27 protein-coding genes are annotated in these 26800 nt (G+C 52.5%); 8 read left to right on the plus strand and 19 right to left on the minus strand.

What is annotated here, in order from left to right:
* Positions 1-146 precede the first annotated feature (146 nt).
* Genes otnC through AC2FD9_RS16290 form a run of 7 tightly spaced genes read right to left on the minus strand, consistent with a single transcriptional unit; the run spans position 147 to position 6470 of the window.
* A complete protein-coding gene (otnC, locus tag AC2FD9_RS16260; protein WP_496837859.1) occupies positions 147-788 on the minus strand; it encodes a 3-oxo-tetronate 4-phosphate decarboxylase in 642 nt (213 codons plus the stop codon).
* Positions 785-2062 (minus strand): 3-oxo-tetronate kinase, encoded by a 1278-nt coding sequence (gene otnK / locus AC2FD9_RS16265; protein ID WP_496837861.1) that lies wholly within the window; start codon positions 2060-2062, stop codon positions 785-787. The genes otnC and otnK overlap by 4 nt, the downstream gene beginning before the upstream one ends.
* Positions 2059-2856, minus strand: coding sequence for an N-acyl homoserine lactonase family protein (locus tag AC2FD9_RS16270; RefSeq protein WP_496837863.1), 798 nt, complete (start codon positions 2854-2856; stop codon positions 2059-2061). Before AC2FD9_RS16270 ends, otnK begins: the two co-directional genes overlap by 4 nt.
* Positions 2853-3140, minus strand: a complete 288-nt coding sequence (locus AC2FD9_RS16275; RefSeq protein WP_496837865.1) for a putative quinol monooxygenase — start codon at positions 3138-3140, stop codon at positions 2853-2855. The genes AC2FD9_RS16270 and AC2FD9_RS16275 overlap by 4 nt, the downstream gene beginning before the upstream one ends.
* Complete coding sequence (locus AC2FD9_RS16280) at positions 3140-4651, minus strand: tripartite tricarboxylate transporter permease (protein WP_282171031.1); 1512 nt, start codon at positions 4649-4651, stop codon at positions 3140-3142. Before AC2FD9_RS16280 ends, AC2FD9_RS16275 begins: the two co-directional genes overlap by 1 nt.
* A 4-nt stretch (positions 4652-4655) precedes the next feature.
* Positions 4656-5405, minus strand: a complete 750-nt coding sequence (locus AC2FD9_RS16285; RefSeq protein WP_282171032.1) for a hypothetical protein — start codon at positions 5403-5405, stop codon at positions 4656-4658.
* Between the two features lie 57 nt (positions 5406-5462).
* The gene (locus AC2FD9_RS16290; protein ID WP_282121323.1) at positions 5463-6470 is read right to left on the minus strand and encodes a Bug family tripartite tricarboxylate transporter substrate binding protein; all 1008 of its coding nucleotides are present in this window, start codon (positions 6468-6470) and stop codon (positions 5463-5465) included.
* Positions 6471-6605: 135 nt separating this feature from the next.
* On the opposite strand from AC2FD9_RS16290, the gene AC2FD9_RS16295 reads away from it, so the two are divergent.
* From AC2FD9_RS16295 to AC2FD9_RS16315, 5 genes are all read left to right on the plus strand, one after another.
* Positions 6606-7694 carry an isocitrate/isopropylmalate dehydrogenase family protein gene (locus tag AC2FD9_RS16295; protein WP_282171033.1) on the plus strand — a complete coding sequence of 363 codons (1089 nt, stop codon included), beginning with the start codon at positions 6606-6608 and terminating at the stop codon, positions 7692-7694.
* A complete protein-coding gene (locus tag AC2FD9_RS16300; RefSeq protein WP_496837868.1) occupies positions 7691-8722 on the plus strand; it encodes a Gfo/Idh/MocA family protein in 1032 nt (343 codons plus the stop codon). The genes AC2FD9_RS16295 and AC2FD9_RS16300 overlap by 4 nt, the downstream gene beginning before the upstream one ends.
* Positions 8719-9396 (plus strand): GntR family transcriptional regulator, encoded by a 678-nt coding sequence (locus AC2FD9_RS16305; RefSeq protein WP_496837870.1) that lies wholly within the window; start codon positions 8719-8721, stop codon positions 9394-9396. The genes AC2FD9_RS16300 and AC2FD9_RS16305 overlap by 4 nt, the downstream gene beginning before the upstream one ends.
* A 215-nt stretch (positions 9397-9611) precedes the next feature.
* Positions 9612-10712, plus strand: a complete 1101-nt coding sequence (locus AC2FD9_RS16310; protein ID WP_496837872.1) for an Acg family FMN-binding oxidoreductase — start codon at positions 9612-9614, stop codon at positions 10710-10712.
* Positions 10702-11151, plus strand: coding sequence for a MarR family winged helix-turn-helix transcriptional regulator (locus AC2FD9_RS16315; RefSeq protein WP_496837874.1), 450 nt, complete (start codon positions 10702-10704; stop codon positions 11149-11151). The genes AC2FD9_RS16310 and AC2FD9_RS16315 overlap by 11 nt, the downstream gene beginning before the upstream one ends.
* A gap of 543 nt (positions 11152-11694) precedes the next feature.
* Here the strand turns inward: AC2FD9_RS16315 and AC2FD9_RS16320 are convergent.
* From AC2FD9_RS16320 to AC2FD9_RS16355, 8 genes are all read right to left on the minus strand, one after another.
* Positions 11695-11865, minus strand: coding sequence for a hypothetical protein (locus AC2FD9_RS16320; protein WP_282121329.1), 171 nt, complete (start codon positions 11863-11865; stop codon positions 11695-11697).
* A gap of 259 nt (positions 11866-12124) precedes the next feature.
* Entirely contained in the window at positions 12125-12625 is a 501-nt protein-coding gene (locus AC2FD9_RS16325; protein WP_496837876.1) for a CIA30 family protein, read from the minus strand.
* 65 nt (positions 12626-12690) lie between these two features.
* Positions 12691-13143, minus strand: coding sequence for a TspO/MBR family protein (locus AC2FD9_RS16330; RefSeq protein WP_496837878.1), 453 nt, complete (start codon positions 13141-13143; stop codon positions 12691-12693).
* Between the two features lie 13 nt (positions 13144-13156).
* Positions 13157-13660, minus strand: a complete 504-nt coding sequence (locus AC2FD9_RS16335) for an aggregation factor core (RefSeq protein ID WP_496837880.1) — start codon at positions 13658-13660, stop codon at positions 13157-13159.
* Between the two features lie 136 nt (positions 13661-13796).
* On the minus strand, positions 13797-14180 hold the full coding sequence (locus AC2FD9_RS16340; protein ID WP_496837882.1) for a nuclear transport factor 2 family protein: 384 nt from the start codon (positions 14178-14180) through the stop codon (positions 13797-13799).
* Between the two features lie 144 nt (positions 14181-14324).
* Complete coding sequence (locus tag AC2FD9_RS16345) at positions 14325-14681, minus strand: VOC family protein (protein ID WP_496837884.1); 357 nt, start codon at positions 14679-14681, stop codon at positions 14325-14327.
* A gap of 24 nt (positions 14682-14705) precedes the next feature.
* On the minus strand, positions 14706-15719 hold the full coding sequence (locus tag AC2FD9_RS16350; RefSeq protein ID WP_496837886.1) for a zinc-binding alcohol dehydrogenase family protein: 1014 nt from the start codon (positions 15717-15719) through the stop codon (positions 14706-14708).
* A gap of 26 nt (positions 15720-15745) precedes the next feature.
* Positions 15746-16036, minus strand: coding sequence for a putative quinol monooxygenase (locus AC2FD9_RS16355; RefSeq protein ID WP_282121334.1), 291 nt, complete (start codon positions 16034-16036; stop codon positions 15746-15748).
* A gap of 102 nt (positions 16037-16138) precedes the next feature.
* Here AC2FD9_RS16355 and AC2FD9_RS16360 point away from each other — a divergent pair, with 102 nt between their 5' ends.
* A complete protein-coding gene (locus AC2FD9_RS16360) occupies positions 16139-17026 on the plus strand; it encodes a LysR family transcriptional regulator (protein ID WP_282121335.1) in 888 nt (295 codons plus the stop codon).
* A gap of 769 nt (positions 17027-17795) precedes the next feature.
* Here AC2FD9_RS16360 and AC2FD9_RS16365 read toward each other — a convergent pair.
* Positions 17796-18491 (minus strand): alpha/beta fold hydrolase, encoded by a 696-nt coding sequence (locus tag AC2FD9_RS16365; protein ID WP_496837888.1) that lies wholly within the window; start codon positions 18489-18491, stop codon positions 17796-17798.
* A gap of 381 nt (positions 18492-18872) precedes the next feature.
* Here AC2FD9_RS16365 and AC2FD9_RS16370 point away from each other — a divergent pair, with 381 nt between their 5' ends.
* Both AC2FD9_RS16370 and AC2FD9_RS16375 read left to right on the plus strand, forming a co-directional pair.
* Positions 18873-20345: a L,D-transpeptidase family protein gene (locus tag AC2FD9_RS16370; RefSeq protein ID WP_496837891.1), complete on the plus strand. Its 1473-nt coding sequence runs from the start codon at positions 18873-18875 to the stop codon at positions 20343-20345.
* 112 nt (positions 20346-20457) lie between these two features.
* Entirely contained in the window at positions 20458-23202 is a 2745-nt protein-coding gene (locus AC2FD9_RS16375) for an AsmA family protein (protein WP_496837893.1), read from the plus strand.
* An 11-nt stretch (positions 23203-23213) separates the two neighbouring features.
* On the opposite strand, the gene AC2FD9_RS16380 is transcribed toward AC2FD9_RS16375, so the two are convergent.
* From AC2FD9_RS16380 to AC2FD9_RS16390, 3 genes are all read right to left on the minus strand, one after another.
* Entirely contained in the window at positions 23214-23714 is a 501-nt protein-coding gene (locus AC2FD9_RS16380) for a hypothetical protein (RefSeq protein ID WP_496837894.1), read from the minus strand.
* 124 nt (positions 23715-23838) lie between these two features.
* The gene (locus AC2FD9_RS16385; protein WP_282121340.1) at positions 23839-25452 is read right to left on the minus strand and encodes a mechanosensitive ion channel family protein; all 1614 of its coding nucleotides are present in this window, start codon (positions 25450-25452) and stop codon (positions 23839-23841) included.
* On the minus strand, positions 25449-26771 hold the full coding sequence (locus AC2FD9_RS16390; protein ID WP_496837897.1) for a mechanosensitive ion channel family protein: 1323 nt from the start codon (positions 26769-26771) through the stop codon (positions 25449-25451). Before AC2FD9_RS16390 ends, AC2FD9_RS16385 begins: the two co-directional genes overlap by 4 nt.
* Positions 26772-26800: the final 29 nt, after the last annotated feature.

Genomic DNA, 26800 nt, shown 5'->3' on the forward strand with positions numbered 1-26800 from the left:
CTGTAGGGACGCGCATAACGCTGCGCTTCTGCTATTGATTTCAATCATTAAATTCAGATGTTCTTGCCCATAACATTGCGTGGTATTTGCGCATAATTTTGCACGATTTAGCCAAAAGTTTGCACACTCCCCCTATCGGTGTCCAACTACATCCTTCCGAAAGTCTCTTTGAGTTCTGCGACTTGTTCTGCATCCAACATCCGGGTTGGCATACCCCGCAGTGCCACGGACAGCTTGGCTGTTTCTTCCAACTCTTCCGCTGCACAGACCGCTGAAAAGAGATCCTTTCCTGATACGACGGGACCGTGATTGGCCAGCAGAACAGCACTATACTTGCCGCCCAGTTCGCGGATCAAATCACCGGATTTTGGATCACCCGGCTTAACGTATCGAACCAGTTTAACCGTGCCTACGCGCATGACCACGTATGGTGTAAGCGGCGGAATACAGTCATTGGGATCGGTGTCTTCCAGACACGACAGTGCGGTGGCCCAGGTCGAATGCAGATGCACCACTGCACCAGCTTCCGGCCGCGTCTCATAGAAGGCTTGGTGCAGAAAGACCTCCTTGGTCGGCTTGTCTCCGGAAACGTGGTTGCCATCCAAATCAATCTTGGCAATTCGCTCGGGGTCAACATTGCCCAAAGTCGAATTCGTTGGCGTCATGAGAATCCCGTCCGGTAAACGCGCAGAGACATTGCCCGCAGTGCCAACGGAAAAGCCACGCACAAACAGCGAGGCACACAGCTCCGACATCTGCTGCCGCAGCGCCATTTCTTCAGAGCTCATTTGCCCGACTCCATCATTCTCAGCGCTTTCGCGAAAAAATCCGGAGCGCCAAAGTTTCCAGACTTCAAAGCCAGCGCAATGGGTTCAGATTTCCCAACGCTCAGGACTGGCACGCCCGGGTCAATCTCTGGCCCGATTGACATAGCCGGTGACCCCAGTGCCTCAGAGACGGCCTGGGCGACAGCTCCCGACGTCTCTCCACCGGCCACGACAAGGCGCTCATAACCCGTTTGGACAAGTTCCCGTGCAGTTTCTGCAAAGAGATTATCCAGCCTGTTCGCTACAGCTTCCTGACCAAATTGATTTTGGATCGCGCGAACATCATCCTGGCTTCCCGATGAATACGCGAGCGGGGCCTGACCCGGATGCGCTTTAAAGAAATCCAGAAGCGTTTGCGTGGTCACATCCCCGGACATAACACCCGGAACATCAATGGCGAAGGTCGGATGGGATACCGCATGAACATCAATCTGCCCACGGGTCGCACCCGAGCAAGACCCAGCAAGGATCGCGGCCGGCCCAACGATACCAGCGGAAGCATTGCCACCTCTTTTGAACGAAGCCTCTTTTAGGAAGTTTCTGGGGAGCCCCAGTGCTATCCCCGAACCCCCGGTTATGAGCTTGGCGTCTTTAAGAGCCTCGCCCCAGGCCAACAAATCTTCGTCCGAAATCGCATCGCCAATTACAAATCGTTCGTCGGCCTTCTGTAAAGCAGCAGCAATCGCCTCTGATCCTTGCTCCACGGCGTCAATTGACACCAACCCAACCGCTTCTTGGGTCTGATGCTGCAACCAACGCTTAATATTGGCATCCGTCATCGGAGTAAGAGGGTGATTTTCCATCCCGGACTCGTGCAAAAGCTTACCGAGCACAAATAGATGACCGTGATAGATCGTGCGTCCCGTTGTCGGAAAGGCTGGGCAGAAAACCACCTTTTGCGCACCCAATTCTTGGGCCAGTGCTTCCGCAACGGGGCCGATATTTCCTTCCGTCGTGGAATCGAAGGTCGAACAATACTTGAAGATGAACTGCTGGCATCCTTGGTCCGCGAGCCACCGCAAGGCACTCAGACTGTCTGCAATGGCTTCCTCGACCGGTGCAGTGCGGCTCTTGAGCGATACGACACCCGCTTCGATCTCCTCGTCGGCTGGGAGATCCGGAATACCTGGAAACTGCGCGGTTCTTAATCCACCTTCAGGCTCAACGCCCTTTGCCAAGGTGTTCGCGATATCACTCGCACCGGTAAAGTCGTCCGCTATGACGCCGATCTTCATAATTTGATGTCCCTGGTTGGCCCGGAATCCAACCTATGGATATGCGGTGCCGCACCGACGGGAAAAACCTCACGCACAAGTGGATCATGGCCGGGCACGATAAGTCGAGGATGCGAGGCCAGCCTCTCGAGCGTCTTAAATCCATCCATCATATCTTGCAGGTCGACGACGATGGGAAACGCTTTGCGCGCCATGAAATTCTCATAGTAATGAGAGGCATCAGAGGCGAGCACCATCCACCCGGCTTCCGTCCTTACGCGAACGCATTGCAACCCTCGCGAATGCCCACCAATGCAGTGCACCGTGACCCCGTCTATAATCTCGGCTTCTCCATCGTAGAACACGACCTTCCCTGAATAGAGACGCTTTACGACCTCGCAAATATGGCCCGCCGTGAAAGGTGCGCGCAGATGGTCGTGGCACATGCAGGGGCCTGTGGCGAAGGCCATCTCCGCCGATTGCATATGCAACTTCGCGTTCGGGAACATATGCAGCCCGCCCGCGTGGTCATAATGAAGATGGGTCACGATAACCTCGGTTACCGCTTCCGGCGAAATGCCTAGGGGCCGCAAAGCCTCGCGTGGGTCCATCGCGATAGGACGACCACGGGCGGCGGCTTCATCGGAGTCGTAGCCAGTATCGACCAGAATGACTTTGTTGCCGCGTTTGAGCACCCAAACAAAGTAATCCATCGCGTGAGGCGCGCTGTGATTATCATCGATGATGAAACTATCAGCTCGCGTCCGGGCATTGCGATCCGCGTATTTCACGGCGTGGATTTCCCAATCGTTCATCGGATGACCTCGGAATACTGGTGAACCACCTTGGTGGCGATCATATCAGCCACAGCCGTATCGAAGGACCGAAAATGCGCGCTTTCCAGGTGGGCGGAGAACGCCGCGCTGTCATCATAAACCTCATAGAGAAAAACTGTCTCGGGATTGCCGCCGAGGCAAACGTCAAACTGCTGGCATCCGGCTTCTTCACACAAAGAAGTCGAAGCGTTTTCGACCATCAGCGGCAAAAAGGTGTCTCTCGTACCGGGCTTGATAGTGAAGGTGACAGTAACCACAAACATCAGACGGAAAGTCCTTTCAGACGTGAGAAAGCGCGCTTTGCGACGGGCAGTTGGCTGAGGATCAGACCAATGTTGAGCACCAGCAGAATGGCCGCACCGGGCCGCGAAAAGAAGACCGAAAGATCCCCATCCGACAAGAACAGCGACCGGCGGAAGGTTTCGTCAAACAGGCTGCCCAAAATAACACCTATCACCAACGGCGCGATTGGGTATTTCATCAAGTTCATGAAATAGGCAACGGCGCCGACGCCAAGCATCAGGTAAAGATCATTGATGCCACCACCGACGCTGAAAGACCCAATTGTTGTTAGAACCATCACAACCGGCAAGAAGATAGTCTGCGGAATGGCGAGTATTCTGATGAAAACCCGAGCAGTGAACAGGCCCATAAGGAACATTGTCAGGGAGGCCAACACAAGTATTGCAACCACGCGCAGAATGATCTCGGGATCTATCGTGGGGCCCGGGATCACGTTGTTGATCTTGAAAGCCCCCATCAAAGCCGCGGCGGGTGGTGAACCGGGAATGCCCAACACCAAGAGCGGGATTAGCGCGCCCCCAATGCAGGCGTTGTTTGCTGTTTCAGAGCACAGCAGACCTTCCAATGACCCTTTTCCAAACTTGTCGCCCTCGGCAGATACGGTCTTGCCGACACCGTAACTGACCCAACCGGCGACATCTTCGCCCACGCCGGGAAGCGCTCCTACCCCGGTCCCGATCACTCCTGACCGGCCAATGGTGGGCAGGTAGCGTCGGATGGAGCGTAGGTTCGGAAGGATGCGACCTTTCAGGGCCATAACTTTCCCGGCCTCAACGTGCCTTAAACCGTCGATGATTTGGGGAATGGCAAATGCCCCCATCAAAACCGGCACGACCTGAAACCCGCTCATCAAGTAAGACCAGCCGAAGGTATAGCGCGGTTCAGACAACAGAGGGTCAAGCCCCACCATGGACATCGCAAGCCCGATCAGACCGGCGATCCATCCCTTGATCACCAGGTCTTCGCTCATCAAAGTGCCAGAAAGCAGAATGCCGAAAAGGGCCAGCAAGGCTTTCTCCGGGCTTGCGATGTTCTTTGAAACCAAAAGCAGCGCCCAGACAAAGATCAAAAGCGTGATGGTCCCGATAACCGTGCCAATGAAACTGGCCGTCGTGGTCAGCCCAAGTGCTTCGCCCCCTCGACCCGCTTTGGCCAGAGGGTAGCCATCCATGGCCGTCGCCGCGCTGGCTGCCGTGCCCGGAATGTTCAGCAAAATAGACGGGTAAGAGCCGCCGTAAATCGCGCCGACATATGCCCCGAGCAAAGCGATAAGCGAATAGTCCAATGGGATCTTGTTGCCGAAGAAACCCGTCAGGATCGTCACTGCCAGCGTTGCGGTCAGGCCGGGCAATGCGCCGAAGGTGATGCCCAGGAACACGGATGCGATCAAATACAGATAGGTCAGCGGGTCTACTGCCAGGCCCACGAATGCGGTCCCAAATCCAGCCAGTTGCGAAAGGATAAAGTCCATCCGGTCAATCTTTCCATAGCGGACGAAGCGTCACGTAGTAGTGGTATTCGATTTGCTTGAAGATCAGCCCGCCGCGCGCGGGCACGTTCTGTCGGAAAACAAAGGCCATCGCGCAAACCAGAATGAACGGGGCCAATATCGCGATTAGTGGCACGAACCTCAAAACGGGCTCAGAGGACGCTTTGGTCAACACCACAAGTGTGAGCGAGACCCATAAGGCCAGTGTAAACCAATCATCACTGTGTGCGTTCCAGTCCGCCTGCGCGGGAAATACAGCAAACGCAAATAGCCCGGCAGAGACAACCGCGCTACAGGCCACCAAAGCACGCCGCGCATGACCCCCGTAGTAGCCGTAAGTCAGAGCTGTAATCAGCAACCCAGAACACAGAATGAAGTCCACTCTGGGAACCAGTCCGACGACATATGCAAGAAGGATCAGGCCTATTGTAGAAGCTCGATAGGCTTCCGACTTATCCCATCCGATGCCCAAAGCACTGAGCGCGTTTTGGGCCCCACCTGAGCGGATTGAAATAGCCAGCAAAACGAAGGACAAGCTAAGCAATCCACCGAAGATGAACAGCGGTACAATTGCAGCCGAGTTGTACCAATCCGATCCACTTACACCTGCGCGGTTTTCGCCCCAAAGTGGAATGTCCGATGTCTTCCAAAGAAAAAAGACGGACACTGTTATAAGAACAATTGCTGCCCAAAAGTCGCGCGACCGCATGACCAGTGTTTCGTCAGGTTTGTCCATTGCCTGCCTCCTGAGGAAAAGGGCGCGATCAAGCGCGCCCCTTCAAAATTGATCGGATTAGGGCTGCTCGATACCCAGCGAGGCCGGATCCACTGTGGCAGCGCCAAGGTCCTGCAAGGTGTAGGCAAAAGTAGCCTCGAGGTTCGCAAACAGTTCTTGAGCTTCTTCACCGTGTTGACCACCGACATCATAGTTGTTTGCAGAGGCCCATTCGGCGACGGTGTCGGAGGCAATAGCTTGCTCGAAGGCATCACCAAGCGCGGCTTTTACATCGTCCCCGGCTGAACTGTGAACTGCAAACCCGATGGCCTGTTTGAGCGGCAAATACTGATCAAGACCGTCATAGATGCCAAAGGCAGAAGGCACTGTTGCCCCTGCAATCTGCGCATCTTCGGGCGTCAGCATCGCGAGCGGCTTCAACTGACCGCCTTCGATCAGCGGAGCTTGTTCAGCCAGTGAGGTCACAACCAACGCAACTTCACCCGCTATCGCTGCTTCCTGACCTGGCGCCGAGCCTTTGTAGGGAACAAACTTGAATTCTGCGCCGGACCCTTTTTCGATGGCCAGAAGGTTCAAGTGGTGGATTGAACCTGCGCCGGAAGCCGCCGCGGGAATAGTGCCAGGAGCGGCTTTCGCAGCGTCGACCAGTTCTTCCAGCGTATTGTAAGGGCTGTCCGCCGGGACCGAGATCAGATCAGGTGATCCGCCAACAATGAACGGATACCAAAAATCAAATTTCTTATCCCAACCACCCTGCACAGCAGCGGTGACGTTCGACTCTGACAAACCAACCAATGTATAGCCATCGTCTGGTTGGTTCATGACGTAAACCATACCATTGGAGCCTGCGACACCACCTGTTTGATTGATCACATTGATCGAGACCGGAAGGTGTTTTTCCATCTCGGCCATGATCATCCGGTTGATCGTATCCGTACCTCCTCCGGCCCCCCAGACCACAGCTGTGGTGATATCACGATAGGGATAATCCTGCGCAGCAGCTGCCCCTGTAATCCCGGTCGCCATCACGGCTGCGGCCGCCAACCGCCCTAGCTTTAGTTTCATTTCCAAGTCCTCCCAAACATCTTTGCGTTTATTATTGCATTTATTTGCGTATACATTAAAGAATGCATTGTCAACGTACTGTAGTGGAAGCTGCTATCGCGCTATGAATGCGAAACGGGAAGGAAACGGGCCAAGATGAAAAAAATGTACGATGTTGCGGTGTTCCACGGGGACGGGATCGGCCCGGAAATTATGGCCCCTACGCTTGAAATCCTGCGCCAGCTCTCGGGCAACAGTCCCAGCTACGAGCTGGCGTTTACAGACGCGCCGGCAGGCGCAGGCCACTACGCCAAAACAGGAGAATCGTTTCCGGCTGGGTCACTCGAAACTGCACGCAACGCCGACGCGATTCTGCTATCTGCAATGGGTTTGCCGGATGTGCGATACCCTGACGGAACCGAAATTTCACCGCAGATTGATTTGCGAAAGCAACTGGGACTTTTCGCTGGTGTGCGTCCTGTAAAAGTAAGCAGCGGACAAATGACCCCCTTGGCGCTGCCCCCCGGAAAAGAGATCGACTTTGTCTTGATACGCGAAAGCACAGAAGGGCTGTTCTTCACCCAAGGCGCTGGCGAAGTTACCGATGACGAAGCACGTGAAACTCTGCTGATCACGCGTGAGGTGTCCGAAAAACTGTTCCGTTTCGCGTTTGAACTCGCCCAGAACCGCAAAAGAACCGGGCGCGGCCGGGGTCGAGTTACATGTGTCGACAAAGCCAATGTATTCCGCGCCTTTGCGTTCTTCAGATCGATGTTTGATGCAGAAGCTGCACACCATCCCGAATTACAGGCAGACCATGCCTATGTTGATGCTACGGCTCTGTGGATGGTCCAGAAGCCTTGGGAATTTGATGTCTTGGTGACTGAGAACATGTTCGGAGACATCCTCTCAGACCTTGGTGCGGGTCTCATGGGTGGTCTGGGACTGGCGCCATCAGCGGATATCGGGTTGAATCACGCTGTATTCCAACCCTGCCATGGTTCCGCCCCGGACATTGCGGGACAGGGTATTGCAAACCCTTTTGCGATGATCCTGTCCGCAGCAATGATGCTTGAATGGTTGGGGTTCACCCATGATCATCCAGACCTGTCCAGCGACGGCGAACGATTGCGTGAAGCCGTGGAAAAGGTGACGGCGAACGGACAGAACCTGACCCGTGACCTAGGTGGAACGGCCGGAACGCAGGGTGCCGCGTCATCGGTATTGGAAGCAATGCGGGCATGAATACTCAACAAGCCATCAGAGTCGCGTGTGTGGGTGCGGGGTACTTCAGCAGGTTCCACTACGAAAGCTGGTCCCGAATGCCCGGAGCGGTTCCGATTGCATCCTGCAACCGTGATATCAAAAAGGCGAAGGAAACAGGACTGGCCGCTTACGATGATCTGTCAAAAATGTTGGAGGCGGAAAAACCAGATCTCGTGGACATCATCCTTCCACCTGTGGCGCAAGCCGACGCAATCCGCTCGGCACTGCGGTTTGGTATCAAGTGGCTGATCTGCCAAAAGCCATTTTGCTTATCTCTGGATGAAGCTGAGAAGATTGTTTCAGAGGCTGAAGCCGTTGGTGCAACTATTGTTGTACACGAGAACTTCCGCTTCCAGCCTTGGTATCGCGCAATCAAAGAGGCGATGACCGAGGGTCGAATTGGTACACCTCTCCAAGCTACTTTCCGGCTTCGACCCGGCGACGGACAGGGACCACGCGCCTACTTAGACCGGCAGCCGTACTTTCAGGACATGCAACGTTTCCTTGTTCACGAAACAGCGGTTCACTGGGTAGACACATTCCGATTTTTGTTCGATACGCCCAGCGCAGTTTATGCGGACTTGCGCCAAGTTAATCCCGTTATCGCGGGCGAGGATGCAGGTTTCATCCTGTTTGATCACCCCAACGGTTTGAAAGCTCTGTTCGATGGCAACAGATGCCTTGACCACAGTGCCGAAAACCTGCGCCAAACCATGGGCGAAGCTCTCATCGAAGGAACGGAAGGTTCACTGCGTCTTAACGGCGACGGTTCAGTTGAACTCCGCGCATTTGGAAAACAGGAGCGACAGCAGATTCTACCTCCAAGCGATCATGATGGGTTTGGAGGAGACTGTGTCCACGCCTTGCAAAGTCACGTCGTTTCAGGCCTTCTAAGAGGCACGCCGTTGGAGAACACGGCTCGAGACTATTTGGACGTGATCCGCATCGAAGAGAACATCTATCTCTCGGCTGCGGAGAGACGAAAGATCAACCTGGAGACGCCGTGAAGGATCAGGACAACAGAACTCTTTCCAATACGCAACGCGCTGTTAGGGATTTGCGAAAGATGATCCTGTCCGGCGAACTTGCGGCCGGAACTGACCATCTGGAATCGGAACTCGCCGAGACTCTTGGCATGTCCCGCACCCCGATACGGGAAGCTGCGCTGATGTTGGAAAGTAAAGGGTTGCTGGAAATGCGGCCCCGCAAAGGTGTGCGAATACTGCCAGTTTCGTCGGACGATATGCGCGAAATCTATGACATCCTAACTGAACTCGAAAGTCTCGCAGCACTGCGCGCCGCCGAAGCGGGTTATTCAGAAGATGAACTGGCGGTACTTGCCGGATCAATTGCAAAGATGGACCAAGCCATCGAAGCCGAAGACCTTGAAGCCTGGGCCGAGGCCGACGAGTTGTTTCATCAGGAGCTCGTTCGGTTGGGCGGCAACAAACGGGTCGAAGCGATTGTTGCCATGATGAGCGACCAGGTGCGCCGCGCACGCGCAACGACGTTGTTCATCAGGCCCCTGCCCGTCAAATCCAATGAAGATCACCGAGTCGTTTTCCAAGCGATTAGTGAAGGTCGACCGGATGTCGCCCGTGAACGCCATCGAGAACACAGGCTGCAAGCTCAGGCCATGCTTTGCGGGATACTTGAAAAGCATCGGCTCAACAGCCTCTGATCTTCTCGTTTCCAATCCTTAATCGGCTAAAATAACTGCTTATTTTCGGCACTAAAAGCGCTCCGAATAATTGTCTGCCAAGGCAGTCCGCAGTTGAGCCTGGCTGTTCTGATTTTCTTTTTATAAATCACTCAGCCAATCACTGCATCGATTGGGGTTGATGTAGTACGAATTCGTATTAAATTAGTCCGATATCGCACTACTGGAGAGTCAACATGCCAAACCGAAGACGTTTTCTCAAGATTCTAGGCGGAGGCACAATACTGGCGGCAACGGGCGCGGTTGCGTTCCTCGCTACACGCACGCCGCATGACGCGCTGGCTCCGTGGACGCCAAAACCGTATGACGACCCACGTAAAGCCGCTTTATCCTACGCAATTCTCGCCCCCAATCCGCACAACTTGCAACCTTGGCTGGTTGAGTTGGCTGGACAAGACAAGGTGCGCATCCACCGTGATCCTGATCGCGAGCTTCCGGAAACCGATCCTTACCACCGCCAGCTCTATATTGGCCTCGGTGCATTTGTTGAGACTATGGTCCTAGCGGCAGGTGCACAGGGGTTTGATACCGAGGTCAAGTTACTGCCTGATGGGGATGACGGACCCGTCGCAGAAGCAGTGTTTGTGCCGGGCGGGGCATCCGATCCACTATCAGATCAAATCCTAAAACGGCATTCGAACAAAGAACCATACACTGAACAGCGCCTCTCTGCCGATCAAGTGGCTACGCTTGGCGAATATGCAACTTTGATTACCGACGAAGATTTGGTGACCCGTATTCAAGATCTTACGAAACGCGCTTTTGAAATCGAAATGCGAACGCCGCAGACCCTGAAAGAATCCGTCGACCTGATGCGGATCGGGAAAGCAGAAATCAACGCCAACCCGGACGGGATTGAATTGCGCGATCCCATGCTGGAAACGCTGCGACTTACCGGCCTATTGGACAATGAGACCCTGATGAACGTTGACCACTCAGGCACTCAGTCACACATGCGAGACTACTTCGCGATGCTAGACGCGACGCCGCAATACGCAGTCCTTACGACAGCCACAAATACGCGAAGCGATCAACTCGATGCCGGACGTCAATTGATGCGTTTTTATTTGAAGACAACCGAAATGGGCCTGGGCGTTCATCCGGTCAGTCAGGCCCTTCAGGAATATCCTGAGATGGCTAACGAATACGCGCTGGCTCATGAGCTTCTTGCGTCACCGGGCCACACAGTGCAAATGTTGCTGCGTTTGGGGCATGGACCCGAGCCAATCGCCGCACCGCGCTGGCCGCTGGAGACACGAATTCTGAATGAAGCCTGAAGATGAGACCAACGAAGTCTACCGGTTCTTCACCGAGGTCGGGATCATCAATCAGTTGATCTCGACCAAGCTTGAAGCGTTCTTACCTGGTCGAATGACGGCGACTCAATTTGGAATTTTGGGCCATCTGGTACGGCGGCCCGAAGGTGAAACCCCACTGCAACTCTCAAACGCGTTTCAGGTGCCCAAGACTTCGATGACGCATATGCTCGCCAGCCTTGAAAATCATAACTTGATCACTCTTGAGACAAACCCAAAGGACAAGCGTTCGAAAATTGCCCGGTCAACGCCGCAAGGCGCAGAGTTCCTGAAAACTTGTATGGAGCGGATGTCGGAAGCTCTGGCGCCAATTTTGTCCGAACTCGGGGCAAGTCCATTTCACAATTCTCTGCCGAATCTGACGCTCATACGCGAAGCTTTGGACAGCGAACGGGACTAGGCAAAAACTGGTGTTAGCCAGAATGTGAAGCCAAATTCTTAGAACATTATGCAATCTCGACCCCGGGGGAAGACTTGCGGGTTGATTGAGCTCATAACGCCCTGTTTCGCGAAGCTGCAGTGCCATGCCCGGGGTAGACACAGCAAAAATCAATAAGGCGGTGGGCCTCACAAACACTCAGGATGCTCCCAAAACTGAGTTAGAAAGGTGGGGCAGTGACGTGACGGGTCAATACAAAGAACAATAGAACTCCTGACAAAAGAGGCCATCACATTGCCTGGCCAGAGAGCCGGAGAACGCCAAGAATTTGCGCAATGTTGCGTGAGTTTGAAATTTCCGGCGACGCAAACCAAGGTGAAGAACTGGAGCAGCTTTTTGAATCGCAGCGAAACCCGAGGTTCCGCGTCGTGCAACAACTACCGAAGAGTCTGTTGAGTCACTACTCTCGGCGCTGCGTGTTTCTCGGCTTTGGTGCTACCAATTGCAGAGTTCGATCTGATTTACCCTAACTCACAGAAAGCCTGGCGTTGTGCCCCGAAGCGCTCAAGCTTCAGCGATCATTGTGCCCCAGCTGGAAAAGCCACTCTCTGTCTCACAGATGATCGTTTCCGCCCCGGTTACCTCATCGTTCCCAAAGTAGCACTCCGCAAACGCACCAGTGCCAACAAATGATAGGGTCAGGGCAACAAGGCCCAATGCTGCAATCCTCTTCATGATACTCACTCCTTTAGATAAGCGTCATGTGGGAGTTGTTTTTTGCTAAAAGTACTTTGCTTTGATTAAGTATTTTTAACTTGGGACTGCCAGTCGAGTTGTCTCTTCAGAAAGCAGCACACTCTGAATGTTCGCTCAGAAAAGACAGGTTCAGCATCTAAAAAGAAGAAACAGCACATCCGCATTCAGGAACTGACAGAAGAAGAAATACCGGCGTTGCGGACCTATTTGAAGAACACAGCCCTCGTTTGAGAGACCTTCAGTAGAATCCAATCTCGCTGACATCTACGCTGGCCTCGTGATCGCGCCCGTAGGCTACAACTCCAACAGAGGTGATTTCGTTAGCAACGGGAATAGCGCGCAACATGGCACCTGAAGCCTTGAAGCCTGACAGAGGTAAAGAGACTTCGGTCCATTTGTCAGAAGTTGCGAACTCGGCCTGATAGTATTGCCACGGAAGCACCGTGCCACGTGTCCTGAGGTGGACGAAGTATTGCTCGCCATTCCCTCGTACCAACAGCCTGACGCCCGAAACACTCGAATCTGGCCGATCAGGCAACTTGCGTCGAAACTGGATGAAGCCACCGTTGTTTTTTGTACTGACGGATCCGGTCAACCGCGCGAATGCAACATCACCGTCTGAACGAAACTGCACCTGCCCTGAGGAAACTCCTCCCATGACGGTGTCGGCAACGTAGTCCCAACGCGTCTCCGGAGACTCGGAGAAGTCTTCTGCAAGATTTTCACTAGCCAGTGCCATTGTAGATCCGATGATAAAAAGACTTGAAACAAGCCCAACGAAGTTGCCACGCAAATTGTTCCTTCTCAGTTCAGTATCGCAATGGAAAGGTTAAGTGCCGTGGCAAATGCGACCCATGCTAAATACGGCAGGAAGGCCAGTGCAGAGACTCGATCAGTGTGCCTGACTTCAGCGATGAACACGACGATGACAGCCAGCAATGCTACAATGACCACAAGGGCCAACCACGGCATTTGCAGAACGAAAAAGGTTGGGGACCACAAAAAATTCAGACCCATCTGCGCCCACCACAGCTTCATCGCAGCCGAGCTTCGGTCTGTTTCGCACTGGCGCCAACCCGCCATGGCGATCAACACATAAAGCACCGTCCAGACCGGGCCAAATACCCAATTTGGTGGATTGAAAGCCGGTTTAGAAAGCTGAGCATACCAATCGCCAGGTGCGGTCAGTGTCCCGATCAGGATGCCGCCTCCCAACATGAGCGCAAGAAATGCTATGCGGATCAACAAATTTGACATTGCGGGGCTGCTTTCAGCAATCCTTGGTCGTCACGTTGACAAGCGCTTCGGAAGAGAATGTTGCAGTACTGACCTTGTCCGCATCGGAATATGATACCGTGGCGCCTTCGATCTCGGACCCTGTTACGGTGATTTCGCGTTGCCCAATGGTGTCATCTACATCGATGGTAAAGGCGAGTTTGTCCCCGGCTGCAAGGGAGGCTATCTCAAGTTCAATTGTATTTTGCCCGTCCACGACTGCTGGAATTTGCCGCAGAGTATCCGCACCCTCCACGAATTCGAGAGGTTGGAATACCTCTACGCCCGCACCTTTTTCGGTAACGTCGAAAATCAGACGTCCGGCGGATTGCGACAAGTCAATTTTTAGGGTCGAGGCATCTACTTCGCACGCTCCGACATTTGTCAGAACAAAACGGTCCTTGGGTGCGCCTTCTATGAACCGAATTTGTACACCAGCTTGAAGCGAAGTAGCTGCAAACAATCCAAGGGTCGCGGCAAGAATACTCTTCGAGAGCATATTTATCTCCTATCTAAAAGGTTCTTGATAGATACGCTTCGGCGGGATTCTTAGATCAGACTTACGCCCTTTGACTATCGTGGTTCAGCCGACAGGAGTCTTCAAAGTTCCATGCACCGTAGTCAGAACGGTTAAGTTAAAACATGCCATTGTCATTCTCGCTGTTTGCTGGAATTTCCTGAAGAACATCCCAGTGCTCGACAACCTTACCTTCAGCATCCAGGCGAAATATATCAATCCCTGCGTACTCGAGACCATCGGGCCAGATTTGGTGGCAATGCAGAATAACGTGGTCGTCTTCAGCAAACGCGCGTTTGATGTCCACACGCTTTCCCGGGTATTCGGCGGCCATGCGCTCGAAGTACTCGACAAAAGCTTGCTTACCGTCGCCAACATGCGGGTTGTGCTGCGTATAGGTTTCACCAACAAAGGTCGCTATGGCCTCGGCAGGTCGACACTCGTTGAACATCATTTCGTAGAAAGCGATGACGTTTTTCTTGTTTGTTTCGAGGTCCGGCATGCTGATCTCCAAGTCGACGTTTGCACCTCCCGAAAATGTTGAGCCGCGTAGTTCTAGGAAGCAACCCGGCAAGGATCTCAATCCCTAATCGACAAGAAGTTACGAGCTTGATTTTGCGTTCCATCTATTTCACGGGTTAGCCGCTTACTCGGATTCTTTGAAGTCAATATGAATATGATTCCCATCAGGATCCGCCACGTGAATTTGGACCATTCGAGCCCCCGGGACGTCAGTTTTTCGGTACTGGATCTGACATGAGGTCAGTTTTTCTTCGAATGCGCTCAAACCAGTGGCTGAGAGCGCAAAATGCTCGAGCTTTAACTTCACTTCGGAGCCAACGTTTGGCGTGCCTTCGTGACCCACAAGGTGAACCACGGCGTGATCACCCGCATACAACCAAGCCCCGGGAAACGGAAAATCAGGGCGGGCCCCAGGTTTCAAACCCAAGACCTCTTCATACCAAGTAGCCATTTCAGACAACTTAGTTGTTACGATGTTCACATGATCTAGCCGCTCAATTCTCATCTAAAAACCCTCAAGCACGAGCTTTCCTTTGGCCTTGCCACTTTCGAGGATAGCATGCGCTTTCATTAAGTTTGCAGCATTGATTGTACCAAGTGTATCGGTTGCTGTGGATCTGATCTTTCCATCGTCTATCAACCCGGCGACCTGATTCAGGATTTCGCTTTGACGGTTCATATCTCCAGTCCCAAAAAGCGACCGAGTGTACATGAACTCCCAATGCAATGAGATCGATTTGGGTTTGAATGGCGCGATGTCAAAGGTCTCAGGATCATCGATCAACCCAAAGCGACCTTGAGGTGTCATCACCTCTCCGGCTTGAGACGCATAAAGCTGGGAATGGTTCGTTGAATAGATGAAATCCACGCTTTCGATACCGAGAGCCCCGAGTTGTGCGCCAAAAGGTTCCGCATGGTTGATGACATGGTGTGCGCCCAGCTCTCGAACCCAGTCTTGTGTCTCGGGTCGGGACGCTGTCGCTATCACTGTCAATTCAGTGAGAGCCCGTGCCAATTGAATGGTGATTGATCCGACACCGCCTGCGCCACCTATAACCAGCAACGTTTTTGTCCCGCCGGGAACGGCATCTTGGACTCGCAAGCGGTCGAACAGCATCTCAAAGGCAGTAAGCGTCGTTAGCGGCATCGCCGCAGCTGCTTTTGCAGGTATGGATTTTGGCGCGGCTCCGACAATACGTTCATCAACCAGATGAAACTCAGCATTGGTTCCCGGTCTGTTTATCGCCCCGGCATACCAAACTGTATGTCCTGGACTAAAAGTCTCAACCGCTTCGCCAACTTCTTCGACGATCCCTACTGCGTCCCACCCCAGAATATCTGGTGCTGCACCTGAAGGCGCTCGTTTTTGACGAATTTTCGTATCGACTGGGTTCACTGACACGGCCTGCACCTTGACCAACAAGTCGTGCCCCTTCGGCGTCGGTCTGTCGGTATCGAAGTCGATTAAGGCATCCGCCCGCTCAATCGACCCTGTCTCACGGTATCCCACGGCTTTCATAACGTGCTCCTTTGTCCGGTTCTGTATCAACCGATGACTGTCATCTCATTCAACGTGAACTCTGCAACGGCGCCCTCTGTCGCCTCCAGGTAAGCCGCAAGGTGCTGAGCACCCATGTGGCTTTGCCAAAGCTCTCGGCTTTCCCAATTTTCGTAGAACACAAAATGTGCCGGGTTGTCGTTGTCCTGGTGCAGGTCATAGTTAATGCAACCCTCTTCGGCACGCGTTATGTCGATGAGCTTGGTGAGCTCTGCTTTGACAAGGTCGATCTTGCCGGGGTTGGCTTTGATGTTGGCGACAATGGTCAGCTTGGCCATCAGGTCGTTCCTTTGCTGTTACGTTGGTGTCGTAGATTTACGCCGCCGCCAAAACGGGATAAACAGTCATTCATCGGAAATATAATCCGGAAATATCGACTAATGCTGCTCGACAACCTCCGCCTCTTCCTGACCATCGCCGAGAAAGGCAGCCTTGTCGCGGCGGCCCGAGAGACAGGTTTATCGAGCACAACTGTCTCCGAACGGCTCGCTGCGCTGGAATCACACTACGGTGTGGTATTGTTCAACCGAACGACACGCTCAATCAGTTTGACCGAAGAGGGTCGGGTCCTGATCGATGGCGCCAAGAGCGTTCTCAGTGAAGTCACCGACCTCGACACCCGCATTCGCCTCGGCGCCGAAACCCTTTCTGGCCTGATCCGCGTCAGTGCGCCTATTGATTTAGGTCGTGGTGTTGTCTCTGACGTGATCTCTGAATTCACCGAAGAGAACCCGGCTGTGTCAATAGAACTGTCGCTATCCGATGGCTATGTCGATCTCGTGGGTCAGGGTTTTGACTTGGCTGTTCGGTTTGGGGACATCACCGACAGCTCACTCCGAATACGCAACCTTGGAAGCTACCAGCGTTTCGTCTGCGCAGCACCCAGCTATCTGGCGACATATGGAGCACCAGAACTGCCCGAAGACCTCGCAAATCATAACTGCCTGGTTATGCGTTTCGGTGGTTCGCTCGACAACGTTTGGGAGTTTGTCGCAGGCCGAGAGCGCCAGCTTGTCCCAGTCAAGGGAAACCGAATTGTAAATGATGGCTCGCTTATCCGCAGTTGGGCTCTGGCAGGCCATGGCATCGTGTTGAAATCGGAACTGGATGTTGGCGATGATGTCAGAGCCGGAAAGCTTGTGGCCCTGTTAGGCGAATTCCTCCCACCACCCAAGCCGCTACAAATGATGTTTCCACCCGGCCGAGCCCAACCTCGCCGAGTGGCGGAGTTCGCGCAGTATCTACGCCGGAAAATGGGTGCGATCTGACCCAAACGGGAACAGGCAGCCGCGAACTGTTCCAAGAGGGCAATTCCTCAGCGCTCAGTTTCAAGATCACTCAACGACCCGCCACTTTTTTGGAAGTCGCGCCAGACCCAGACCATTCGATCTACAAACCAGATTTTACCACCTTAGATCATAACGATTCCAAGGCAGATGAACCCGATATCGAACTTCCACAATATCTGTAGGCGCGCGCATATCGCTGCGCGCCCAACACTGATTACATTCAGAAAATTACGGATTCTACGCCCATAACCTTGCGCGAGATTTGCGCATAAGTTTGCATTTTTTGCCCATAAGTTTGCGCGGTGCGTAGAATTCGTTCAATTTATAGTAGTCCTCTCTCAGCTCAATCGACTTTAGACGCTCATCCACAATCAAGAGTGCACTCTGGTCGAAAAAATTCAACCCTAGTCAGTGGGAAACAGTTCTAAGGCAATTGTGAGAGACTTGTTGGCCAAGATAACGTCGAGCGCCTTGTCTGAGCCGATCTTATTTTCCTAGCTAGTACCGCATACTCATTATCGAGCATCCGAAAGTGACGGCGCCGAGATCGGTTGCCTGCCATTGAAGCTGAAGCTTCGGTTTGAGATCAATGCCAGCTGATCAGTCGAGACGCGGATTCACTTGCAGAGCTACGGCGCATCTCGCCCGAAGCGCTGATTGAAGTAGGACAATCGGGATAGAAGCAATAACTATTCCTATGCGGGCGATTTCGCTGTCCGCGCGCTCGTGCAGGATCCGGCGGCCAAATTCAAATCGCGGACATTAGCATTCGGGCCAAGTCGTCAGGCTTGTCGATCATCACGTAGTGCCCGAATGGCACCGAAATCGCCGTCCACCCCGACTGATACTGGTATCGCTCAAAAAACGGTTGGCCAAGCCCAGGGACCCAGCCGGTGGCATAGATGTAGGTCCGCTTTACCACCTCGGCTCCGCCGCTCACCAGTTGCATCGGTTGCTCAAATGTCTTGAGTGGTTGCGCGACATTTCGGCGGTCCACCCACGCACAGTTTGCTCCATTCACCGAAAAAGCCTCCGCTGGGCCCGGCGCGACTTTACCATCGGCGGCACTATCACGAAGCCCTGCCGCGATATCCGCAGGCAAAACATCCAAGGCCGCCTGCCCATCGCCCGGTACGAGCGCATCGAGGTACACAAGTGAGCGAATGTGGTCGGGCGCTCTATCCGCCACTCCGGTGACAACCATGCCGCCATAGCTATGACCGCACAAAACAATGTCAGAGAGTTCTTCGCACGTGATTACCCCTAGGACATCCTCGATATGCATGGCCAGATCGGTTTCGTCACTAACGAGGTGAGCACGTTCACCCAACCCTGTCAGTGTCGGGGTGAAAACGTCGTGGCCGTCCCTGCGCAGAAGGGCGGCTACGCGAGCCCAACACCATCCCCCTTGCCACGCTCCGTGGACCAATACAAATGTCGCCATAACCCGCCCAACTCCGTCGATACTGCAATGACAGTAGATTCAACAGGGCCGCCTCGTCCACAGGATCGTTTGGACGTTCAGCGTCAATCCCCTGCATATACACACAGCACTCGAACCCTCCAATCAAATGGCCATACTAAAATCATAAATTACGATTTGATTATACATTATGTATGAGTATCCTCCCACATAGAGACAGCATATAGCGCGAAGCCGCAGGAGGTATTGGTGGGTCACGTTAAGTCGTTAGTCGCGATTTCGCTAACTGCATTGGTAACAATATTCCCCAACCCCAGTGTCGCAAACGAGATATCAGAGCAGATTGCTTCTCTACTCGGTGCCAAGTTGGACGTGAGTAGCACGCTACCTGACAGAAAGAGCTTGGATGCTGAAATCCTAGTGCCGCGTTTCTACGAAGAGAGGGGCTTCACTCCTGCGTGGACACGCGATGAATTGGCAGACGAACTCTTGGAGGAGTTGGATGGCGCTATAGAACAGGGCTTCAGACCGGAAGATTTTGACTTAGCGGAGCTTCAAGCCGCATTTAAGGCCGCCCAAACTGGCGATGTTTCTAATCAAGCATTGTTCGATATTCTGGCAACGGACGCTGCGGTGAAACTGGTTCATCATTTGGTGTTTGGGAAAGTCGACCCAAATGCACTGGACGATGATTGGAACTTCTCAAAACCGGTAATTCAACAAGACCCAGCCGTTGCCCTGAATCAGTTTCTTCAAGGTGAAGGTTTTAGCGCGTTAATCGAACGCATCGATATCGACAATGCGCAGTATACGATGCTTGTCGAAGCACTGAGTAAGTATAGGGCCATTGCTTTACAGGGCGGTTGGACCAATGTTCCGGATGAAACCGTTCTTAAACCAGAGATGGTGGACCCTGCTGTCGCTAAGCTGCGCGAAAGGCTGGCGGCAGAAGGCTTCGTTGAAACAAGCGGTTCTTCTGAAGATGGTGAAAACGGCATAAACACAGCTTGGGTTTACGACGATAACTTGGTGAAATTAGTCAAATCTTTTCAGAGTCGGCATGGATTAGAAGCCGATGGGGTCATTGGCGGTAAGACGTTCGCATCGCTAAACAAACCGGTGGAAGATCGAATTAACAAGCTGCGTCTCAGCTTGGAACGTGGCCGCTGGCTTATGCGGGAAGTCGACGACGAATTCGTGCTGGTGAACATTGCAGGAGCCCGCACATATTTGGTCACATCGGATGGCACGCTTTGGACCACTAGATCAATCACAGGGTCAGCCTATCGAAAGACGCCAGTGTTCCGAGACGAAATCAAGTACATGGAATTCAATCCCACCTGGACCGTTCCCGCCTCGATTTTTCGTAAAGACAAACTTTCGCGCATCCGCAAGGATCCAGCCTATCTGACACGCAACAATTATGTCGTTCGGAACAAGGATGGCCAGACAATCCCAGCAAACGCTGTAAACTGGGGGGCGAAGAACCCCGGCGTGACCCTGGTTCAGCAACCGGGCCCAGACAATGCGCTGGGTTTGGTTAAGTTCATGTTTCCAAACAAATACGCTGTATACTTGCACGACACAAACGACAAAACTCTTTTTGACCGAAACGAGAGAAATCTCAGTTCCGGCTGCGTCCGCCTTGAGTATCCGTTCGAGTTCGCGAGCCTTCTGATGGAGGGAGAGCCAGATTGGAGCCGAAAGAAGATGCAGTCTATTTTGGATAGCGGAAAGACGACGCGCGTTGATCTACCTGAGCCAATGCCAGTTCTTTTGACATACTGGACAGCGTGGGTCGAAGACGGGGTCGTTCATTTCCGCGAGGACCCATACGAACGGGATGCCCGTATCCTGGCGGCTTTGGACCGATGAGCACGAAATGCGCGGCGCGCGCGAACCGAATTATGTGCCCATCTAGTCCAGCAGATTGGCGAACGCCGAATTGAACATAGAAAAAACGGCGTAGGCGACGACAGGGGGATGCATGAGGACTTGGCTGTTTAGAACAATTGGGATTGTCGTACTACTTGTGTTTGCAACAATCACACTTGTTTGGTTGCTACTTGCTGCGCCGCTATTCTCGGAGATGCGACGTGACCTAGTCGAAAAAGTCCTTTCTGAACAAATCGGACAACCGATTGTAGTCAACGACGATGTAAGTGTCGCGCTTGGACGCATTACCCGCATTTACGTCGGTGGTGTGGTTATCCCGAGCCAAACAATGCCGGAAACATCTCTTGCAGAATTGAACCTTCTGGAACTGGAATTGGATGTCGCTGCTTTGGCCAATCGACGTCTGCACTTTGACAACCTCGTCGTTGACGGTCTCCAGGCGAATTTCCTTACAGATGCTGACGGCACTACAAGTTGGCGAAAAGGCCGACCGACGCCAAAACCTGAACCTGAAAACGCCACGGAAGAAGACAATCAAGAGGCTATAACTGAGACAGGCGGGTCCAATGAGGGCGACCCAGAAGGTAGCGGGATCCTCTCATTCCTGAGCGACAAGAATGTAGCTTTCACATCCATTGGGTTGAACATTGATGATCAAACCTCTGGCTTTTCTTTCGTGTTTGACCTCCAGTCTCTCGCTCTGGAACAGGTAGAAGAAGGGCAAAGAACAAAGGTATCGGGGACCGGCTCCGTCAACGGTCAAAGTTTCGAAATCGAGGGAGACTATCCTCATAGTGCACCGTTTACGACGCGCGCCAATTTTGGCGAAATGACGGTGAGCTATGACGGCGAACCATTTTCGGAAAGCGAGGGAGGTGGCTATCGTGCTGTCTTGCAGATGGACACTGGTGAATTCGGTGACTTTCTTGAAGTCATTGGGCTGGAGCGAGTTCTGGAAGGGAATGGCCAGTTGCAAGCAGAGCTTGTTTCTCAGGATGCTCTGAAAATCGAGACCTTTACGACCACCGTAAACCTTGAGGACGGACAGCAACTTACAGCAGAAGGATCGATAGAAGACCTCTACACAGCTCGGGGCGTTGATCTGCTATTCGACGCGCGGCTTTATCCTGAGGGGCAGCCGCCGAACGCAGCAAAGAGTTTCCAGGAGCTGAAGTTCACAGCCTTTGAAATGCACATGATAGGATCACTTGCGTCTTTCGAGTTCGAGAAACTTCTGTTCCAAACTAACGCATTTGATCAAGGCCTGGACGTGATCGGGCCAGCCTCTATCGAACGCATTCGCCGCATGCCCGATGGTCGGCTTGCGATGCTGGGCATCGCCTTACAGGCTGGACCCGTAGAGGACCCAATTCTAAAGGCCGACGGCGAAATTCTCGACCTGCTTCAGCTTCAGGACGTGACTTTCGAAGGCACACTCAACGGGCCGGCCAAATTGATTTTGCCAAATATGGATGAAGATTTTGTCGATCAGCTCGGTGGCATAAATGCCGACTTCAGCTTGTCCAATGAAGGAGGGCCTGTTTCGCTCAACAGGTTTAATGCAACCACCTATGGCACAGATATTTGGGCGCTTGACCTCGCGCTATCGGTCAGCGAATTGAAAGGGCTGTCAGGCCTTGATTTTAACGTGGAACTGGATGTCAGCGACGGAGCTAGTTTTCTGACTGCGCTTAAATTGCAACCTGTCGAGATTGGCGCACTTGCCGTCGATGCAGTGACGTCGAAGCAGGGCGAGGACTTCACTGCCTCAATCGAGTTTGAAGCCGGTTCGACACACCTTCTGGCCGCTTTGGATGCAAAATTTCCCGAGGGCGCTTCTGTAATTCGCGGAAACGTTGCGAGTAAAAGGCTCGATTTAAACGATCTAAAAAACCTGACCGCTACGCTGGACCAGCTTAAAAGCTTGGTAGGCGACGCTTCAAAAGATCCTGAAACCGACGTACAGCCCTTGCTTCTACCGAAGGAAACCAACGTACAGCCCCTGGTTTTACCAAAGGAGAAAGGAAAGCCAGCCGATCTTCTGGATGTGCAGCGCGTACTGAGAGAGGCAGACGTCGAGGTACAGATCGACTTTAAGGAGATTGTTGGCCAACAAGGCGTAACTTCTGTTTCCAGCCAATTGTCTGCAAAAGAAGGGACCGTAGATTTTGGCCCGCTCCAGATGGCTTATGGCGGTGGAAACTTCAGCCTACGGGCAGTGATGGATCTGATTGACTCACCTGATTGGCTCTCCTTGTCGGGGTCAACCTCAGGATGGGAATTCGGAGAGATTCTCGATGAACTGGGTATCGGGATAGATGCCTATGGACGTTTGAGTGGTGAGTTTAACGTTTCAGGCAATACCGCGTCTGGCAAAGCGTTTGTGAATTCCATGCGCGGCACTGCTTCTTTATCGATGTCACAAGGCTATGTCAGCACCAGCCTTCTGGAGTTGGCAGGGCTTGGTATTTTCCCATGGCTGTTTTCAGAGGAACTCCGTCAAGGTTACACGGACATAACATGCGTTGTGGCACCAATTAGCATCGAAGCCGGCCGGGTAAGCTCAGACTCCATCGTGGTTGAAACGGGTTCTGTTCAATTGGTGGCCAAGGGCCAAGTGGATTGGGTCAAAGATACTATTGCGATCAGGGCAGAACCTCGTCGAGTTGGCAAACCGCTATCCCGTAGCGCGTGGCCGTTTGACGTGACTGGCCAACTTTCGTCACCGAAGTTCAAGTTGGATGTAGGTGGATCCAGAAACAAGGCTCCGGAAGGTGCTGATGCGATGCCAGCAGACAGGCAACCGTGCGTGCCAGACATGAATCAGCTTCAATAGTCGGTCACGACCTAGTTCTTTAGTGGTTCAGGCTGTTCTGCCTGGCATGCCAAAACGGCCTCGATGGCTTTTGAGGACCCACTTAGATCAAGTTCTACTTCGGCTCCACTTTCACCAATAATCGTGACGCTTTGGCGCTTGCCGAATTCGGTTACAAACGCAGGGTTGTCGAAAAAGGCGTAACCCCCGGGGACGCCATTTTTAAAAACACCTACGGCTTCGCCTTCAAACTTTGCGTCACCGAAATCGAAGTTCACGATACCGGTTGATCCGTCCTCAATCTGAACCCAGGCCGGATTGTAGGCGGCAAAGAAACCGCCAGCCTGATTGGGTGCGACACCAATTTCAACTGTCATGTCGTCTTCGAAGGGCTTCCACGCGAGGCAGCCGTTTCCTTTCTCGAGGTCGATCAAAATTGTCCAGTCGCCAGACTCACCCCACCGCTCCATACCAGCGGCAAGAGCGCCACTCGCGAGAAGCGTTACTATTGCGGTAAATGTCCAATTGATCATCTGGAACCCCAAAACGTTCTGAAAACTATTGCATTAATCCTACCCATTGCTCTGGATCAATCAAACTAATCCGACAACCTGCAAGGGCGGGGTTTAGTAGACCCAGAGTGGACTTGGTATTCTTTTACTCCGCTATATGAGCAAGCTTTCCATCCCATTCCTCAGTGGGAATCTTAGGACTTGGCGGGTCGGCCATGTAGGACGGTGTCATAATTTGCGTACCGTTCTCGTTGAACACTTCCACGATGTTTTGGTGTAGATCAGACAGAATCTTAGGCAAACTCGATCCTCGAGATGTGTATGCGTTAATTTCGTAATTGATGGCATAGTCAGCCAACTGTGTCCAAAGTACAAAGGGCTCCGGGTTTTTCTTCAAACTCTGTGTGCGATGAGCCGCCTCTATCAACATTGCCGTGATTTTTTTTGGCGGCTCCTCGTACCCGATCCCGACCGTCGTGTGCACGAGAAGGCCTCGACCATCGACTTTGCGCGAATAATTCACGACCTCTGAGTTCAACAACTGAGCGTTTGGAATACTGATCATTTCGTTTTTGATGGATTTGATAAGTGTTTCCATAAGCTTGATTTCGGTTACGTCCCCTATCTTGTCGCCAACCATTATTCGATCACCAACATTCGTGCTGCGCCGATAGATGACAAACAGACCTGCCATCATGTTCGATACAACTGTGTTAGATCCCAACGAGACCATGATACCGGCAAGAATTGTCAGGCCTTGAAACGCCCGGGAACCTGAGCCCGGAATGTATGGGTAGGCGAACACCAGTGCGATCACGATGATCAAAGCCCTGAACAGCATGTTCGTTGGCGCGATCCAGTGCGCCTCGAAATCTTTGATTTCGAATGCACCGTTCTCCAGGTTGTCAAAGAACAGATCGAGGCCGCGGATCGCAAATCGACATAAGGCTGCAATAATCACCAGCATGATCAGGTTTGGGATGTACCCAACGACAGCCAGCACAACATTTATCAATGGCTCACTAACGTACTTTAGAAGAACTTGAGCGATGGCCTGGGTTTCCGCGAAAGACAGCAAAACCAAGGACAGGTAGTAATAGAGAAAAAACAGAAACAGCACCCACATCAAAGCATGAATTGAATAAACGATGATAGACGCGATTGCCCTGCTTCGTAGGATTGACTTTGTAGCTTCCTCGACGCTTTCCGCTCTCTTTTCCAAGTTGTTTCTGACGTAGCCCAGAAACTTCTTCCGTTTGGCAAAGAAGAAGTATGACACCAGTGCAAACAACGCCGTCCAAGCGACAGCGGCCAAGGCGCTGTCAACGCGGCCTTCGCTGGATCGCGCTTCCCGGTACTTTAAAATGGCATTTTCGATGGCCTCTGCTTGCAGCCCGGCCAGAACTTCAATGTCCATCTGTTCGTGGTCGGCATCAGCCTGAGTGGTAATGGTGACCATATGGCCGTCGACGCGTACGAGTTGTCCAAATTCAGCCCGGGAGATTTGGATGTCGACCGTTTTGCTCTCTGATCTATCCGCGACTTGAGCAATTCTTTCTTCAATCTTTGCGGCCCTGTCCGTTGCGGGCAATGCGCTGGATCCGCGGACGACAAAAAGCTCATCCCCGTCGACAATGACCGGTGCTATGAATTCGGGATCTTCTCGCTCTTGCTGCGGCAGCAGTATTTCTTCTGACTGGGCCGAGGCTACACTGCAAAGAAGCAGAAAGGACATCATCCATATTACTAATGCTCTCATGTCTTTACTCCTTCCACTGGGATCAGGTGAACATCGCGCTGCGGGAACGGTATTGATATTCCCTCTTGGTCAAACCGCTCCTTGGCTTGTCCTGTGAGGTCCCAATAGACAGTCCAATAGTCGTCAGACTTGGACCACGGTCGACAAAAGATATTGACTGAATTGTCGCCAAGTTCACCAACAAATATTTCTGGATCAGGCGACTTCAGGCATAGTTCATGTCTTGCGACCAATTCCTTCAGAACATCGATTGCGTGAGCAGCGTTGTCTGAATACGCGATCCCAAAAACCAGATCGACGCGACGCTCATCAGATGCGCTGACATTTGTGATTACGTCACCCCAGATCTTACTATTCGGCACAATGATGATCTGGTTGTCGAAGGTTCGGATTTTTGTCGAAACGACCGACATCTCGTCAACAAAACCAGATGACCCGCCAACCTGAATATAGTCTCCGGTATCGAATGGCTTTAAAACCATGATCATCAGACCGCTGGCGAGATTGCCTAGCGTTTCCTGAAGCGCAAAGCCAAGAATGAAAGACAAACCACCAAATATTGCAAACAAAGGAGTGACGTTCACACCGAACAAGGCAAGTACAACCAGAATGCCGAGAATAAAGACCGCCCAAAACACTGCGGTCGCAATGAATTTCTTAAGCATCCGCGATATTGTTGGTATCTTTTCAAGACCGCGCTCAGTTAAACGACGCACCATTTTGGCTACAAACATCATAACCCAAACAGCAGCCAAAACACCCAACCCAGCCAATAGAAGACCAGCACCTCCCTCCCAGGAAACCAACCATTGGAGAGCGTTGTGAAATAAAGTCTGTAAATCCGTTGTTTTAAGCACGCCAGTTTTGAGCGCTAAAAGATAGTCGGTATGCGGTTTCAGGTCTTCTTCGGCGGCACCCTTTAGGGCCCATTCGTTCAAGATCAGTGTGTAATTATCCAAAATTACAGTGCCAGTGTCGTTTATCAAAGAAAGCTGTGATCTCAGGTCATCTTCTTGCGCTTCGTTTCCGTCCTGAAGGCTAAGATTGATACGGGCAATTTCTTCAAGTTGGTTGCGAACATGGTCTTGCCAGGCAACAGCAATTTCTGAAAGCTCATCAGTCGTCAGCGGAACAAGCAGTATCTCCAGGTCACCGGCAGAAATTGATTTGTCGGCAACCTGAGTTAAGAGATCTTCTTGCTGTACCTCGGCAGGTTCCTGTTCACTCGCCGCGTTCTGTGCGTACGCTGGAACAGCGTTTGACGTCGAAACCGCCGCAGCAAAGAGCAAAATAACCAAACCGTAGATGTATCGCGTCATGACACTAAAGCTCCCACATAAAGACTGAA

Source organism: Ruegeria sp. YTSC230, from assembly GCF_059609665.1.